This is a genomic window from Geomesophilobacter sediminis, assembly GCF_016458275.1.
Lineage (GTDB): Bacteria > Desulfobacterota > Desulfuromonadia > Geobacterales > Geobacteraceae > Geomesophilobacter > Geomesophilobacter sediminis.
This window is the reverse complement of record NZ_JAEMHM010000009.1, coordinates 151,926-166,691: the sequence shown is the minus strand read 5'-3', so window position 1 is coordinate 166,691 and position 14,766 is coordinate 151,926. Positions and strand designations below refer to the sequence as shown.

Sequence of the window (14,766 nt, the reverse complement as noted above, 5' to 3'; positions counted from 1 at the left end):
CGACACTACTCGAGGTATCGGCAGGCCGCGCGATTGCTTTACTGGAAAAGTGATTATATTTGAGTAGTTAGAGGATACTTTTCAAGTTTTCCCTACAGAAAGCCGATACGTTTTCCCAGGTGGAAATGCCACCACGGATGGTTCATTTGTCCCGGGCCGTTGGCCGAAACGGTGGAAACCAATCCACCCGTTTCACCCGGATCGTTTCTCCAAAGGCGCGGGACCAGACGCGTCCCTCCGGACGCTCCTTCAAGGATGGAGGAGGCAGGTATGGTCATAACGGAATCGAGTGTGAGTTTGGCGAGCAGTCACCTTTCCCTGGAAAGTTACCAACGGAAGGAGTCCCTCAAGGCGTGGGTGGGAGACCGTCGTCCCGATTTTGAAGGGGAAACGGCGGGGAAAACGGGCACCGGAGACCGGGTGACCCTCTCCAAAGGACAGCTGGAGAAGGCGGCCGGCTCGGCGGCCCATGACAAAGGGGCCCAGGCAAGCCAGGGAAAAGAGTCCGACGACGGCACCGCCGGTCTGGAAACCAAGTACCGGCTCTTAAAGGAGTTGATCGAGCGCTGGCTGCACGTGAAGATCAAGGGGGTCCAGGCCCCCGAGACGGCGGATCAGAAAGGGGCGGCCCAGCCGCCGACGGCGGGAGCCCAGGGACAGCAGCCCCAGCGGGCCGGTTTCGGGGTCGAATACGACCTGAGCGAGTCGAGCTACCAGATGGAAAGCACCGCGTTTTCGGCCAGCGGGGTGATCAAGACCGCCGACGGCCAGGAGATCAATTTCAACCTCAACGTGAACATGACCCGCGAGTTCGCCAGCCAGACCAGCGTATCGGTGCGCGCCGGCGATGCGGTGATGAAGGACCCGCTGGTCATCAACTTCGGCGGCAGCGCCGCGGAGCTCTCCAGCGTGCGTTTTTCCTTCGACCTCGACAGCGACGGCAGCGCGGAGCAGGTGGCGGGGCTCTCCGGAAACAGTGCCTACCTGGCCCTGGATAAAAACGGCAACGGAACGATCGACAACGGCAGCGAGCTTTTCGGCGCCAAGACCGGCAACGGCTTCGGCGAGCTTTCCGGCTACGATACCGACCACAACGGGTGGATCGACGAAAACGACGCGGTCTACCACGATCTCAAGACCTGGACCGGGGGGGCCGACGGCGCAGCCGGTTTGACGAGCCTGAAGGAGGCCGGGGTGGGGGCCATCTACCTCGGCAGCCAGCATACCGCCTTCCAGCTGAAAGGCGCCGACAACGCGTCCCTCGGGGCGGTCCGCTCCAGCGGGATCTTCGTCGCGGAAAACGGGAGTGTCGGCTCGGTGCAGCAGGTCGATCTCGCGGTATAGGGGGGCGTAGGTCGCGGCGAGGAACCAAACGCGACCCACCACCATCCACTCCTTGGGGCTCCCCCCTTTGGCAAAGGGGGACTTAAAAACCTGGCTTAGAAAAGCGAAGGGGCGCAGCCGTATGCTGCGCCCCTTCTTTGTTGCCGGTCCAAAAGATGTCCTACTCCGGGATCTCCTTGAGGAGCAGCAGCGCCTCGTCGTAGCGGTAGTCGTTGATCATCCGGTCCAGCCGGGTGATCAGCTCGGCGGAACCGGGTTCCCAAAGCCGCGCGGTGAGGAGACGGAGCTCCAGGACCGATGCTTTGGGGTCGCAGCGCCGCAACGCCTGCTCCACCCGTTCCACATCGCCATGACGCAACACCTCGGTCCCCGGGGGAGGCACCGGCCGGGGGCCGGCCGGCTCGGCCACGAGGGCCTCGGCCTCCCGGAGCACCGCAGCCACCTCGCGCGCAAACGGGGCAAGGTCAGAAACCTCCCTCCCTTCCTTCAGCGCGGCTTCCAACGTCTCCGCGGCCCGGCGCAGCGGCTCGGCAGCCAGCACCCCCGCCACCCCCTTCACCGAGTGGGCGAACAGGAGCGCGCCCTTGGTATCGCTGCAGGCGATAAGCCTGCGCATCTTCGCTTCGCTTTCCCGGTAGTCGCGCAAGAAACGCCGCACCAGGTCCCGGTACAAATCCTCGTTGCCGGCCAGCTGCCGGATCCCCTTTTCCGGGGCGAGGGCCGCGGTCTCTATTTCCGGCGCCGGTTCGGTCGGCCCAGCGGCGGAAACCAGCCCGGTCGGAGTCCGGCCCTGCATGGCATGGCCGATGGCGGCGTACAGCTTCTGCGGAGTGAACGGTTTCGGCAGATGCCCGGTCATCCCGGCCTCCTGGCATTCCCGGACTTCATGCTCCATCGCGTCGGCAGTCATGGCGAGGATCGGGAGCTCCGCGATGCCCGGTTTGGGCAGCGCCCGGATCGCGCGGGTGGCGCTGAGACCATCGAGCACCGGCATCTGCACGTCCATAAGGACGAGGTCGAAATCCTGCTCCCGCAGCAGATCGACGGCAATTTGCCCGTTTTCGGCCACCACCGCCTCGACGCCCGCTTTTTTCAGCAGTTCCCGGGCGACCATCTGGTTGATCTCGTTGTCTTCGACCACCAGGACCCGGGTCCCGGCGATGGAGATGAGGTCGCCGCCGGTGCTGCCGACGCTTTCGGCAGCCCCCTGCACCGGGGTGAAAGGAAGCTTGAAGAAGAAGGTGCTTCCTGTACCGGGGGTGCTTTCGCATCCGATGGTCCCCCCCATGAGGGTCGCCAGCTGGCGGCAGATGGCCAGGCCGAGTCCGGTTCCTCCGAAGGTGCGGGTGACCGAACTGTCCAGCTGGTGGAACGGTTGGAAAAGCAGGGCCTGATCGTGCTGGGCGATGCCGGGGCCGGTGTCGACGACCCGGAACAGCAGCTCGACCTCCTCTTCGCACCGGGCGAGGGTACGGACCTCGAGGGTCACCGAGCCGGCGGCGGTGAATTTAACCGCATTGCTGAGCACGTTGTTGAGGATCTGGGAAAGGCGCAGCGGGTCCCCGACCAGAAGTCGGGGAAGCTCCGGGTCCAGAGCCAGGCGCAGGTCGAGCGATTTCTCCAGCGCCTGGCTCTTAAACGGCGCCAGCACCTCGCGCACCAGCTCCTCCGGAGCGAAGTTGAGCTTCTCGATCTCCAGCTTCCCGGCCTCGATCTTGGAAAAGTCGAGGATGTCGTTCACGATCGCCAAAAGGGACTCGGCCGATTTGCCGACGGTCCGGAGGTATTCCGCTTGGCGCTGGGAAAGCGGGGTGTCGAGGAGGAGGTGGTTCATCCCGATGATCGCGTGCAGCGGGGTGCGGACTTCGTGGCTCATGTTGGCCAAAAAGCGGCTCTTCGCCGCGTTGGCGCGCTCCGCCCGGTCCGCGAGCTCACCGGCCCGCTCCATCGCCTGCACCAGCTTGCGGTTGGCCTCCTGCAGAGCATCCGCCCCCTCGCGCAGTTTCGCTTCCGCCTCCTTGCGTTGGGTGATGTCCTGCATGATGCCGACGAAATTGGTGATCTCCCCCTGGTCGTTGCGGACCGGGGTGATGGTGACCTCCTCCGGATAGTGGGTGCCGTCCCGGCGCCGGGTCCGCAGTTCCCCGTGCCAGGGCTCCTGCCGGGCGAGCGTTGCGCCCAGGTCGGCCAGAACCGCCTCCTCCTGTTCGGCCGAAAGAAGCTCCACCGGATCCCAGCCGAGCGCCTCCTCCTTGGAATAGCCGGTGCAGTTGCTGAACGCGTCGTTGACCCAGAGGATCCGGCTTTGGGCGTCGGTGATGAGGATGCTGTTCGCCGCCGCCTCCAGCGCGGCACCCTGCAGGCGCAGCCGGGCTTCCGCCTCGCGGCGTCGGGTGACGTCCCGGAAGGTGACCACCGCGCCGTGCAGCGCGTCGCCGACCCGCACCGCGGTGCAGCTGAAGTCGGCGCGCAACTCGGAGCCGTCCTTGCGCAGCAGGATCTCGTTTTCGCAGCGACGTTCGGTCCCGTCGGTAAGGACCGGGGTGATCAGGCACATCTCCCGGGGACAGTCCGGGCACTTGCCGGCGCGGTGGTGCAGGATCTGGTGCACCTCCTGCCCCAGAAGTTCCTGCGTTTCATAGCCGAGCAGGGCTCCCGCGGCCGGGTTGGCAAATTCGATCATCCCGGACTGGTTGACTCCGATCACCCCTTCGCCGACCGACCCCAACAGCAGTTCGGCGCTCGCCTCGGCCTCGGCCCGCTGGCGCACTTCACGCTTCATCCTCACCCCGATCAAAAGCAGGGCGACCACCGAGCCGACCAGGGTGAAGCCCAAGGCGAGGAAGAGGTTGTTGCGTGCCTGCCGCAGGGGGGCATACGCCTCGGCGACCGGGAAGTTTGCGGCGAGGATCCAGGGGACCGTGCTGAGATGCTGGCAGGAGGAGACTGAGGGGATGCCGCGCGAGTTGATCGTCTCGGCGCTGCCGTCGAAACCGTTGATAGCGCTGTCGAAAAGACCGTTCTTGCCGACGGGGACGTCCCGCTGCAGGATCCGGGACTTCTCCGGGTGGACGATGATGGTGCGGTCGGTGCCGAAGAGGTAGAGGTAGCCGCTTTTGCCGATGCGGGCCTGGGCGATGTTGCTCAAGAAGTTGCCGTGGAGCAGGCTGATGGCGCCGCCGATTACCCCGCGCAGCTCGCCGTTTGCGGTGATCGGGGCACAGAACATCACCACCGGCTCCCCGTCGAAGGGGGAGGGGAGCGGCGGTGAAACGCGGGGGAGACGGGAAGCGGTCACCTCCTGGATGACGGCACGGTAGGCGAGCCATACCCGCTGCGCGGTGGCGGGATCCAGCCGGTGGTCGGTGACCACCTCCCCTTTGGCGCCGAAGAGGAAAAAACCGTGGTCGAAGGTGACCGTGGTCTCCTCGTGCTGTTCCAGGAAACTGCGCCCCTGCTGCGGGTCGGAGAGCCCCCCTTCCGGGACCAGGGAGGCGAAGTGCGCCATCTGCCGCAGGTGGGTCCGGATCTTCTCATCCGTTTCCCGGGCCAGGGTCTGGACCATGCCGAACTGCTGCTTGTCCACGTTCTCCCGGATGGCGGCGCGGAAGTTCCCGATGATGCTGTAGGAAAGCACCCCCTGCAGGATGAGCAGCGTCGCGCTGATGACGAGGGTCGCTTTCAGACTGCGGCTGAGAGAGTGGGACATGGCGTTATCTCATCGTTTCCCGCCGGCATGGGGGCCGGCGCAACCGTTTCGGCGTTTTGCGTCATCTCCGTCAGGATCCCGGGGAGAGCCCGCAAAAAGGCCTGCACCAGGAACGGGTCGAAATGGGTGCCGGAGCCGCGGATGATCTCCGCCACCGCCGCATCGGCGGGCCAGGCATCCTTGTAGGGGCGTTTGCAGGTGAGGGCATCGAAGACATCGGCGATCGCCACCACCCGGGCTACCATCGGGATCTCTACTCCCGCCAGTCCGCGGGGATAACCGGTACCGTTCCAGCGTTCGTGGTGGCTGTAGGCGCAAAGCGCCGCCTCCTGTAAGAGCCGGTCGCCGTGCTCCCCGATGATCTGGCGTCCGATTTCGCAGTGGGCCCGGACCATTTTCCATTCATCGTCGTCAAGAGCCCCCGGCTTGAGCAGAATATGCTCCGGGACCCCGATCTTGCCGACGTCGTGCAGCGGTGCCACGTCGCGGATCAGCCGTGCCTCTTCCTCGGCAAGTCCGGCCGCTTTGGAGATCAGGTAGGCGTAGTTGCTCACCCGGACCACGTGCAGCCCGGTGTCGTTGTCGGAGAACTCCGCGGCCCGTCCCAGCCGGCGGATGATCTCGAACCGGCTCTCTTCCAGTTGCCTTGTCCGTACCCGGATCGAGCGCTCGAGGTGGCGCTGCTGGTTCGCCAGCGCCAGGTGGCTGCGCACCCGCGCCTGGACGATGGCGGGGGAGAACGGTTTGGCTATGTAGTCGACCGCGCCGAGGCCGAGACCGAAAGCCTCGTCCTCGACGTTGATCAGCGCGGAGACGAAGATGACCGGGATGGCGGAGGTCCTGGGATCGGCTTTGAGACGGCTGCAGACCTCGAACCCGTTCAGCTCGGGCATCATCACGTCCAAGAGGATCAGGTCCACCGGCTCCTGTTGCGCCACCTCCAGGGCCCTTGGGCCGTTCAGCGCCACCCGCAGCGAGTACTGCGGCTGAAGGATCTGCACCAGGATGTCGATGTTGGCGGGAAGGTCGTCCACGATCAGTATGGTTTCGGTCTTAAGTTCCGTTTTCATGGCCTAGCCTCCTTCTCGCGGGCCCTCAGGAAAGCCGGAAGCGGCCGACCAGGCTTTGCAGGTCGTCGGCCTGCCGGGCGAGCTGGCCGGCGGCCTCGGCGGTTTCTTCCGCACCCTTCGCGGTGTCGTGCACCACCTCGGTGATCTGCTGGATATTGGTGGTCACCTCGCCGGTGGCTGCGGTCTGCTGCTCCGCCGCGGTGGCGATCTGGCTTACCTGGAGCGATACCTCCTGGATCCGGCCCAGGATTTCTTCGAGCGCCTCGCCCGATTTCTGGGCCGACACCGCACCCTTCTCGACTTCGTTTACCCCTTCTTCCATGGCACGTACCGCGTGCCGGGTTTCCTGCTGGATCCCCTTGATCATCTCGCCGATTTCCTTGGTGGCACGGGTGGTACGTTCGGCCAGCGCGCGGACCTCGTCCGCGACCACGGCAAAACCGCGTCCCTGTTCGCCGGCGCGGGCCGCTTCGATGGCCGCGTTGAGGGCGAGGAGGTTGGTCTGGTCGGCGATGTCCTCGATGGTCCCGACGATGTCGCCGATCTGCTCGGAACGCGCGCCCAGCGCCTCGACCGTCTTCGAGCTCTGGCGCACCCGGTCGGCAATGGCGCCCATGCCGGTGATGGTCTGCTGGACCACGTCGGCCCCGGCGTTGGCCGAGTGAGTGGAGCTTTGCGAGGCCTCGGCGGCGACGGTGCAGTTCTGGGCGATGGAGCTGCTGGTGGCCGCCATCTCTTCGCTGGCGGTGGCGACGGTCCGGGCCTGAGAGGCGACTTCTTCCGCCCCGGTGGCGATCTGCTCCGAGGTTGCCTGGAGCTGGGTCGAGGCCGAGGCGATGGATGCGGAGATGGAAACGGTCTGGGAGACGAGGTCGCGCAGTCCCGCGACCATGTGCTGCATGGAGGCGAGCAGCTGCCCCGGCTCGTCGGTGGTGGTTGCCTCGATTTCCACGGTCAGGTCGCCGGTGGCCAGGCGATCGGCGGCGGAGACCGCCTTGTTTAGCGGAGCCACGATGACGCGGGAGATAAGGATGCCGAGCCCGACGGCAAGGAGGGTGCCGACTACCGCGAGGACGGTCATCAGCCAGGTCGCCGCGTGGGCGATGGCGCTGTTGTTCTCAGAGGTGAGTTTCCCCTGGTGCTCCTTGGCCGCGACCAGTTTCTCGATGAGGGCCTGTTCGGTCATGGCGGCCTTCTTGGCCGGTCCATGCAGGATGGCCAGCGCCTCGCTGCTTCGGTGCGCCTTTTTCAGTTCAACCATCTGGTTCACATACCCGACGTAGGCTTCGCGGGCTTGGGAAAACTCGGCAAAAAGCCGGCGCCCCTCCTCGGTGATGAGGCTCTTCTCGAAGAGCGCCATGTTCTTGGTCATCGAGTCGCGCAGCTCAAGGACATTGGCCAGGCGCGCCTGTTCCTCGGTCGGGTCCGTCGCCTCCAGAGCGTCGCGGACGTTAATCCGGATCCGCTGGAAGGCAACGGCGATGTCCCCGATGGTCCCCAGCGGGACGGTGATTTTCTCATAAAGCCTGGTGTCGGCCGCATCGATCTGCCGGATCTTCAGCACTCCGACGGCGCCGATGACGCCGGCGATCACCGCAACGGAAAGAAATCCGGCGAGAAGTTTCGTTGCTACTTTGAGATTGGCGAACCATTTCATGACATGCCTCCTGGGTCTGTATCGTCCTAACACCGTCTGCGGCCGGTGTTGTCTGCCGGGTTGAGAGGAGTGGCCTCTCGGATCGGGGCCGCGGAAGGTGTTCCTTCCGGATACAGCCGATGCCCCTTTGCCCTATTAGGTAGCAGGGGGGATGCCAAAACGATAATAGACGTAATTACGACTAGTTAGCAAACGGGAAACGAGGAGGAGTGTACCCGATGGGTACAGTTTGGGCGCTGCGGGAACAGAGGGGCTGCGGATGGAGGTGGGGCGTTGCTTTAGAGGGGGCGGCCATAGCCGAGGTGCCGGCCCACCCGGGGAGGGGAGGCGGTTTCGCCGAGGCCCCGTAATGGCGAGTTGATCTCGGAGGAGCGGTTGTCGTTGCCGGTTGGCCGGCCCACCTGGTAGGAGCGCCCTTCCTGCCGCGATTGATCGCGCCCGGAAGGGCGCTCCCACAGAAAAGGGACGGAAGGGAAAGCCGCCGTTACTTGTAGAAGGCTTTGCGACCGATCTTCAGCAGTTGCGCCGCCTTGGACTTGTTGCCGCCGCAGCGCTGCAGGGTCATTTCCAGGATCTGCTGGTCCAGGGCCTCCAGCGAAACCTGGTCCAGCGGCAGCCTGAGATGGTACTCGATCATACCTTCCGCCACGGGAAGGGGGGGCGCGCCCGGATCGGTGCCGGGGCCGGTCGCGATGGCCAGGTGGCGCGGCATGATCATCCCGGCATCGGAGAGGATGGCGGCGCGCTCCAGGCAGTTGCGCAGCTCCCGGACGTTGCCGGGCCAAGGGTAGCGCAGCATCACCTCCATCGCCTCGCGGGAGATGCCGGGGAGCGACTTGCCCAGGTGCTGGCGCAGCTGTTCCAGGGTGTGATCGCAGAGGATCGGGATGTCGTCGCGCCGCTCCCTTAAAGGGGGGATCGCCAGGGGAAAGACGTTGATCCGGTGGTAGAGATCCTCCCGGAAACGCCCCTTCGCCACCTCTTCGGCGAGGTTGCGGTTGGTGGCGACGATCACCCGGCACTCCGCCGGGATCGGAGTGTTGCTGCCGATCTTCTCGAAAACGCGTTCCTGGAGGACCCGCAAAAGTTTTGCCTGCAGAGGGACCGGCATGTCGCCGATCTCATCGAGCAGGATGGTCCCTTTGCGCGCCAGGCTGAATTTCCCCTCGCGGTCGCGGTCGGCGCCGGTGAAAGCGCCCCGGACGTGACCGAAGAGCTCGCTTTCCAAAAGCTGCTCCGGAATGGCGGCGCAGTTCACCGCGACGAAGCTGGAAGGGAGCCCCTTCCCCGCAAAATGGATGGCCCGGGCGAGCACCTCCTTGCCGGCGCCGCTCTCCCCGAAGATGGCGACCGTCGTGCGGGGGACGGCGGCGACCCGCGCCGCCATTTCCAGGACCTGCTTCATCGCGGCATTGGCGGTGACGATGCTTTGGAAGGTAAAGCGCTCCCGGAGGAGTTCCCCGATCTGCTCGTTTTCCTGCCGCATGTGGTGATAATCCAGGGCACGCTGGATCGTCATCCGTAGATCGTCCGGATTGTAAGGTTTCTCCAGGTAGTCGAAGGCGCCGCGCCGCATGGCGTCGACCGCGCTCTCCACGCTGCCGTGGGCGGTGATGACGATGGCGGGGAGGTTCGGGTGGAGCTTGCGGATCCGGTCCAGAAATTCCAGGCCGTCCATCTCCGGCATGATCAGGTCCGAGATCACCAGGTCGACGGGACGCTGCTCCAGGATCTTCAGGGCCTCGGCGCCGCTGGACGCGGTGATGGGGGTGAAGCCCCCTTCCTTGAGGTGGGTCTCCACTAGGAACAAAACGATGGAATCGTCGTCGACGACGAGGATCGTGGGTATCGGCATGCGTCATTGCCTCGCGCTTCGGGGTGGGGATCTGCGCATCGTATCGGCAAAGCGGCCGGAAAAATTGAGGGAAATCGTGAGCGAAAGCAAGGGAGGACGTGGCCGGGAAGGAGAAGGCGGCACGGAATCGGTCTGGGTTCCCAAGGTGGACCTTGGGAACCAGAAGAAAAAAGTCGAAGTGATGTGAGAGCGGCTAAGGGGGAAAGTACCAACTCTGTGGGAGCGCCATTCCTGGCGCGAATGATCGGCAGAAGCTTCACGCCAGGAATGGCCCCCACAGCGGTAAGTTCGGATAGTTACCTTGGAGGGGCACCAGATGTTACTGGTAAGGATCCGCCCCCGGAGCCGCCCCGCTGCCTGGTGATTGGGTGAGTGCCGCGGCTGCCAGCGGCTTTCTCTCCTTCACGGCGAAAACCTCGATCCCCGCCTTTCCTTCCAAGGGGCAGACGTTCTCGCAGATGCCGCAGCCGTTGCAAAGCTCGTCGACCACGTACGGCTTCTGGAGCTCGATCCGCTTCCCCGACGGGTCGATCTCGACCACTTTCTCGGAGCGGATCGCCTTCTGCTGCATCGGGCAATGCTCTTCGCAGACGATGCAGTTGGTCTTCCTGGCGAAAGGAAGGCAGTGGTTCTTGTCGAACACCGCCTTTCCGATCACGGCGCGCTTTTTCTGCGCGACCGGGAGCGCCGGTATGGCCCCGGTCGGACAGACCTGGCCGCAAAGGGTGCAGTTGTATTCGCAGTAGCCCAGGCGCGGCACCACCACCGGGGTGAAGATCCCTTCCAGCCCGGCCTGGGCTACCGCCGGATAGAGGGCTCCCTTGAGGCAGACCTTCATGCATTCGCCGCAGCGGACGCATTTCTTGAGGAAGTCGTCCTCCCCCAGGACGCCGGGGGGGCGGAGCAGGCGGGGTTGCGACTCGGGAGAACGGTAGCGGAACGAGCCGGCGAGGAAAAAGCCTCCCACCACCCCGCCCAAAAGCACGCGCCGTTCCGGAAGATACGGCGTGGGGCCGCGGGAGATCCCGGCCAGCGGGAAGCGGACCCGGTCGAAGCGGCACCCCTTTTGGCATTCCATGCAGAGGATGCATTCCTCCTGCTTGAGCACCCCCTCGTCGAAGGAAGTGGGGCAAAGCGCCCGGCAGGCCTTGCAGTCGCTGCAGAGTGCCGCCGGGGTCCTCTTGAACGGGGTGTAGCGGCTCAAAAGTCCCAGGAGCGTCCCCAAGGGGCAGAGGTTGCGGCACCAGTTGCGGCTCTCGTAGCGTTCCAGGAAGATGATCAGCCCGAACAGGGCGACCGAGATGAAGGCAAGGGGGTAGAAGGTCTCCCGGAACGGGAGGAGGTTGTCCCGCAAAAGTTCGTAGGCCGGGGCGAGGTGATCGCGCCGCTCGCCGAGCAGCCGATAGAGGGAAACCCAACCGCTGCGCGCCGCGTCGCCGATGATCGGATGGACGAAGAAGGTGAGGGCCCGGACCAGGATGCCGAAAGGATCGAGCACCCCGGCGAGGTTGATCCGCACCAGCGCGGCAACGAGCACCGGGAGGAGAAGCCAGTACTTGAGGTTTCCTTTCAGGGCGCGGATCGGAGCGGTCTTGGCGATCTTGCCGGTGACGAGGTCGAGGACGGTCCCCAAGGGGCAGATCCAGCCGCAGAAAAAACGCCCCAAAAGGAGCGTAGCGACTACGGTGACCAGCGCGGGGACGAGCAGCCAGGTAAAGCTCCGGGTGGCGGCGAGGTAGCTTGCCGCCACCAGCGGATCCATCCGGAAGAGGCTGTTCACCGCGGCGGAGATGGTATCGCTGCCGCGGTACTCGGTCCGGACGAACAGGACCAGGAAGGCGAGCAGGAACAGGAGCTGGAACAGCCGGGCGACGGTGATCTTCTTCATGGCATCAGGCCTTCACGATCCGCACCTTTTTCAGGTTCATCTCGCCCAGCCCCCGGCGGTGCGCGGCGACGGTCACCGAGATATCCTCGGGCTTGTGGCCGAAGAGGGTGGTGGCGTAGGCGTCCGCGGCGACGATGTCGGTGGAGGCGATCACCTTGTGCAGGTGCTTCACGTCGGCGAGGTTCCCCCCCTGCGGGCCGTGGGCGGTCAGGACGCGGGTGGCATCGATCACCACCAGGTGGCTCTTCAGCGCCTGGTTCACGTCGGCGAGCGCCTCGTCGATGTTCTTGTGGATGGCGCCGCGGTTGCCCCCCATCATCCCCATCACGTTCTTGAGACCGAGGGTGAGCTTGGTGAGCTGGTGGTGCTTGGCGACCGGGACGTTGATGAAGACGTCGGCGTGCAGCGCCTCGTCGTAGAGCTCCCACTCGCTGAGTGCCTTGCCGCGCAGCGCCACCTTCTTGAATCGCTCGTTCTCGACGAACTTGAGCTCGACGTTCTTCATCCCCTTGAGGGCCGCGGTCATGCCGCTGTTCACGTAGCAGCGCCGCTCGTCGTTGCAGGAGCGGTCGAAGACCTTCACCTTCTTGGCTCCGGCGGCGAGCGCCTCCTCGACGATGGCGCGCACGACGACGGGATTGGTATTGGCCGCCTGGTCCGGGTTGCGGTCCCAGCCGATGTTCGGCTTGACCACCACCACGTCCCCTTTCTTCACGAAGCGGTGCATCCCGCCCAACGCGGCGATGGCGGCGCGGGTCGCCCGGGCGTGGTCTTTGGCTTCGGCGACCGCTACCACCGGCCCTTGGGCGGCGGAAAGGTCCCGCAGCAGCCACTGGTGAAAAAAAGCCGAGAGACCGACCAGTTTCAGAAACGACCTTCTCTGCATGACATTCCCCCCTTAACCTGTAGAACTGCCCACGGCGCCGTACTATGCCACTTGTGCATAGGCAATACAACCCCTTTGGGGCTCGCTGCCGTGCCGCGATGCCGGGCGATCACGAGTATCATCCGATGCAGCCACCGTTTTCAGCCAATGAGGAATAAAAAGGGAAAGGGGGGGCGCCGAGTGGTACCGGCAGGTCGCGTTGAGGTACCAAACGCGGCATTCAAACCGGTTTTCTCAGAGAGAGGGGGACGTCGCATTTCAGGCCTCAACGCGACCTGCGACAAAAAAAGGGCTGCGACGTAACATCACAGCCCTGGGTCCTGCAGGAAAACCCCGAGGCTACCGCCCCAATAGCGCGCGCACTTTCTTCAGGGTGTCCAGATTCTTCTGCAAACCGTTCACGTTTTTCTCCATGTCGCTGATGGTCGAGCCGAGCTGGGCCACGCCCCCCATCGTCCCGCCCCCCTGTTCCGCCCGCTTCAACAGGTCCCCCCCGACGTTCCCCAACTGCGCCTGGGCATCCTGCCTGCTGAGCGACCCGCAAAAGAAACCAAACGAAAAGATTGCCGCCACCGCTGCAACTCTGAGGTACCTCGCTGCGATCAGACGCTCCATAGGTCCTCCCCTGCTACGTTTTGGGTTGGGTACTGCGTTAAATGAAACGATTCTAAGGATAGTCTTCCTGCTGTCAAGAATGAGCATCCAGAAGGTACGGGGGGCAGGGGGCTTTCCTACGCTTTCTTTCGACGCGAGGTGCCGACGTCGACCGCGCCCGGAAGGGCGCTCCCACCGGGTCGGCACCTTCTAATGCGAGGTTATCTGCGGTTTTGGGGCCGGAACTTGAAGTAAACGACCGCGAAGATGATCCCGAACAGGATCAGGAAGAACCCCACCTTGATGCCCAATATGGTGAACCAGACGGCAAGCCGGGTGATGCCGATGAGGATCTTGAACGCCACCCACCCCAGAACAAGGGCGACGATCACCGAGATGATTTTCCATCTGTTTGAGTTTTCCATTGTGCCTCCGATAAGAGAAGAATGTGGCGGCAGTAAGTGGCGCATCGCAAACCGCTGTGCTCGGATGTGCAGCTTTGACATCCTCCCCTTTTGTAGAGCAAGACGCCCCTCAACGCAAGTAGCCATGACTTCAGAAGACAATTCCCCGCGAAACGAACTGAGGAAATCCTCGTTCGTTTTGACGTAATGCTTGACTTAAGACTGTTAAACGGCATGATAACAGAGTGCTCATACACAAAAATTACTGGTGTCACTGACACACCGATCTTGGCGGAGGAGATATGTCGTTAATTGCCTGGGATGACGGATTCTTGCTGGGAGTACCCGAGTTCGATGAGCATCATCGTCACTTGGTGGGCTTGCTGAATCGTACTTATGACTGTTTTATCGAACGGCAAAGTCCGGACAAGGCGGAGACGATCGTCAATGAGCTGATCGACTATGCCACCTATCACTTCAACTGTGAGGAGCGGTGGATGGTGAAGATCGGGTATCCGGGCCGCCTGGACCATGCCAAGGAACATCAGAGGTATATCCGGCGGATCGCCGAGATCCAGCAGGACGTCCTGAGCGGCAAAAAGAGCGTTACTCTGGAGATGCTCGTCTTTCTGAAGAACTGGCTCACCGATCACATTCTTAAAACCGACGTCGACTACCGCGATTTCTATCGGAAAAACGGCGAAGGGAAGGGGATCGATATCGACCTTGGCGAGTAGTCACCCATAGATCCCATGCTGAGGGGGCCGGCAACCTGCCGCGCCCCCTTTTTTATGTCGGTAAGCGGGAAAAAGCAGCCGTGGGGCATATCTCCCCCCAGGATCGGGTCATATCACCCAATCCCATCCGGGCGTATCATCGCGGGCTGCTGCGGGATCGCCGCCGCCGGGCGCTAACTACCCGGTGCTGCCCCTTTTTTTCCAAAGGGCGCGCCGGCCACCCCCATTGGCCCGGCTTTTGCTCCTCAGGAGCGTGATGCCGGGCGGTGGTTGCCGCGGCGCCGACATTTTGGAAGCACCTTCATCGCTGGTGGGTGGCCCGGTCTTCAAAACCGGTGAGGGGGATGAGAAATCTCCCTGGTGGGTTCGATTCCCATGTGCTTCCGCCAAACCTAATCAGGGACCCCTGGTCCCGTTTTCGAACCCGCCGCTCTGGCGGGTTTTTTTTTGTGAAATCCCGCCTTGCCTGCGCCCACCGTCGGGTGGGTTCCCTCACTCAATCCCCTCTGCCATGGGGGCAATTCACCCATCATCTACGGCACCGCCTCCCACCGCAACTTTCCAAAGTCGCAGTAAATCAGCATGGTTATGACGCCAGCGGCCCGCTGGCATCAAGCTTGCT

11 protein-coding genes and 1 tRNA gene are annotated in these 14,766 nt (G+C 63.7%); 4 read left to right on the top strand and 8 right to left on the bottom strand.

All coding sequences use genetic code 11. The features are described 5' to 3' along the window. The first annotated feature begins 270 nt into the window (after nucleotides 1-270). Nucleotides 271-1,344 carry a hypothetical protein gene (locus tag JFN93_RS12325; RefSeq protein ID WP_199384386.1) on the top strand — a complete coding sequence of 358 codons (1,074 nt, stop codon included), beginning with the start codon at nucleotides 271-273 and terminating at the stop codon, nucleotides 1,342-1,344. A gap of 160 nt (nucleotides 1,345-1,504) precedes the next feature. Here the strand turns inward: JFN93_RS12325 and JFN93_RS12320 are convergent, their stop codons facing one another. From JFN93_RS12320 to JFN93_RS12305, 4 genes are all read right to left on the bottom strand, one after another. Continuing rightward, nucleotides 1,505-5,053: a PAS domain S-box protein gene (locus tag JFN93_RS12320; RefSeq protein WP_199384385.1), complete on the bottom strand. Its 3,549-nt coding sequence runs from the start codon at nucleotides 5,051-5,053 to the stop codon at nucleotides 1,505-1,507. Next, nucleotides 5,026-6,123, bottom strand: a complete 1,098-nt coding sequence (locus JFN93_RS12315) for an HD-GYP domain-containing protein (protein ID WP_199384384.1) — start codon at nucleotides 6,121-6,123, stop codon at nucleotides 5,026-5,028. The genes JFN93_RS12320 and JFN93_RS12315 overlap by 28 nt, the downstream gene beginning before the upstream one ends. A 25-nt stretch (nucleotides 6,124-6,148) precedes the next feature. Beyond that, entirely contained in the window at nucleotides 6,149-7,780 is a 1,632-nt protein-coding gene (locus tag JFN93_RS12310; RefSeq protein ID WP_199384383.1) for a methyl-accepting chemotaxis protein, read from the bottom strand. Nucleotides 7,781-8,264: 484 nt separating this feature from the next. Continuing rightward, nucleotides 8,265-9,635, bottom strand: coding sequence for a sigma-54-dependent transcriptional regulator (locus JFN93_RS12305; RefSeq protein WP_199384382.1), 1,371 nt, complete (start codon nucleotides 9,633-9,635; stop codon nucleotides 8,265-8,267). On the opposite strand from JFN93_RS12305, the gene JFN93_RS12300 reads away from it, so the two are divergent. Then, complete coding sequence (locus JFN93_RS12300; protein ID WP_199384381.1) at nucleotides 9,622-9,822, top strand: hypothetical protein; 201 nt, start codon at nucleotides 9,622-9,624, stop codon at nucleotides 9,820-9,822. The two genes, JFN93_RS12305 and JFN93_RS12300, sit on opposite strands and share 14 nt — an antisense overlap. A 132-nt stretch (nucleotides 9,823-9,954) precedes the next feature. On the opposite strand, the gene JFN93_RS12295 is transcribed toward JFN93_RS12300, so the two are convergent. From JFN93_RS12295 to JFN93_RS12280, 4 genes are all read right to left on the bottom strand, one after another. Next, nucleotides 9,955-11,523, bottom strand: coding sequence for a 4Fe-4S binding protein (locus tag JFN93_RS12295; RefSeq protein ID WP_199384380.1), 1,569 nt, complete (start codon nucleotides 11,521-11,523; stop codon nucleotides 9,955-9,957). A gap of 4 nt (nucleotides 11,524-11,527) precedes the next feature. Beyond that, nucleotides 11,528-12,409: a DUF362 domain-containing protein gene (locus JFN93_RS12290; RefSeq protein ID WP_199384379.1), complete on the bottom strand. Its 882-nt coding sequence runs from the start codon at nucleotides 12,407-12,409 to the stop codon at nucleotides 11,528-11,530. A gap of 339 nt (nucleotides 12,410-12,748) precedes the next feature. Then, nucleotides 12,749-13,024: a hypothetical protein gene (locus tag JFN93_RS12285; protein WP_199384378.1), complete on the bottom strand. Its 276-nt coding sequence runs from the start codon at nucleotides 13,022-13,024 to the stop codon at nucleotides 12,749-12,751. A gap of 200 nt (nucleotides 13,025-13,224) precedes the next feature. Then, the gene (locus tag JFN93_RS12280; protein WP_199384377.1) at nucleotides 13,225-13,428 is read right to left on the bottom strand and encodes a hypothetical protein; all 204 of its coding nucleotides are present in this window, start codon (nucleotides 13,426-13,428) and stop codon (nucleotides 13,225-13,227) included. 281 nt (nucleotides 13,429-13,709) lie between these two features. On the opposite strand from JFN93_RS12280, the gene JFN93_RS12275 reads away from it, so the two are divergent. Next, complete coding sequence (locus JFN93_RS12275) at nucleotides 13,710-14,144, top strand: bacteriohemerythrin (protein WP_199384376.1); 435 nt, start codon at nucleotides 13,710-13,712, stop codon at nucleotides 14,142-14,144. Nucleotides 14,145-14,435: 291 nt separating this feature from the next. Next, nucleotides 14,436-14,533 (top strand) — tRNA-Sec (locus JFN93_RS12270). Nucleotides 14,534-14,766 lie beyond the last annotated feature (233 nt).

What these genes read in the sequence shown, in the direction of transcription:
- JFN93_RS12310 (WP_199384383.1), bottom strand. Translation starts at nt 7,780, where the DNA reads ATGAAATGGTTCGCCAATCTCAAAGTAGCAACGAAACTTCTCGCCGGA.
- JFN93_RS12295 (WP_199384380.1), bottom strand. Translation starts at nt 11,523, where the DNA reads ATGAAGAAGATCACCGTCGCCCGGCTGTTCCAGCTCCTGTTCCTGCTC.
- JFN93_RS12305 (WP_199384382.1), bottom strand. Translation starts at nt 9,635, where the DNA reads ATGCCGATACCCACGATCCTCGTCGTCGACGACGATTCCATCGTTTTG.
- JFN93_RS12325 (WP_199384386.1), top strand. Translation starts at nt 271, where the DNA reads ATGGTCATAACGGAATCGAGTGTGAGTTTGGCGAGCAGTCACCTTTCC.
- JFN93_RS12290 (WP_199384379.1), bottom strand. Translation starts at nt 12,409, where the DNA reads ATGCAGAGAAGGTCGTTTCTGAAACTGGTCGGTCTCTCGGCTTTTTTT.
- JFN93_RS12280 (WP_199384377.1), bottom strand. Translation starts at nt 13,428, where the DNA reads ATGGAAAACTCAAACAGATGGAAAATCATCTCGGTGATCGTCGCCCTT.
- JFN93_RS12285 (WP_199384378.1), bottom strand. Translation starts at nt 13,024, where the DNA reads ATGGAGCGTCTGATCGCAGCGAGGTACCTCAGAGTTGCAGCGGTGGCG.
- JFN93_RS12320 (WP_199384385.1), bottom strand. Translation starts at nt 5,053, where the DNA reads ATGTCCCACTCTCTCAGCCGCAGTCTGAAAGCGACCCTCGTCATCAGC.
- JFN93_RS12315 (WP_199384384.1), bottom strand. Translation starts at nt 6,123, where the DNA reads ATGAAAACGGAACTTAAGACCGAAACCATACTGATCGTGGACGACCTT.
- JFN93_RS12275 (WP_199384376.1), top strand. Translation starts at nt 13,710, where the DNA reads ATGTCGTTAATTGCCTGGGATGACGGATTCTTGCTGGGAGTACCCGAG.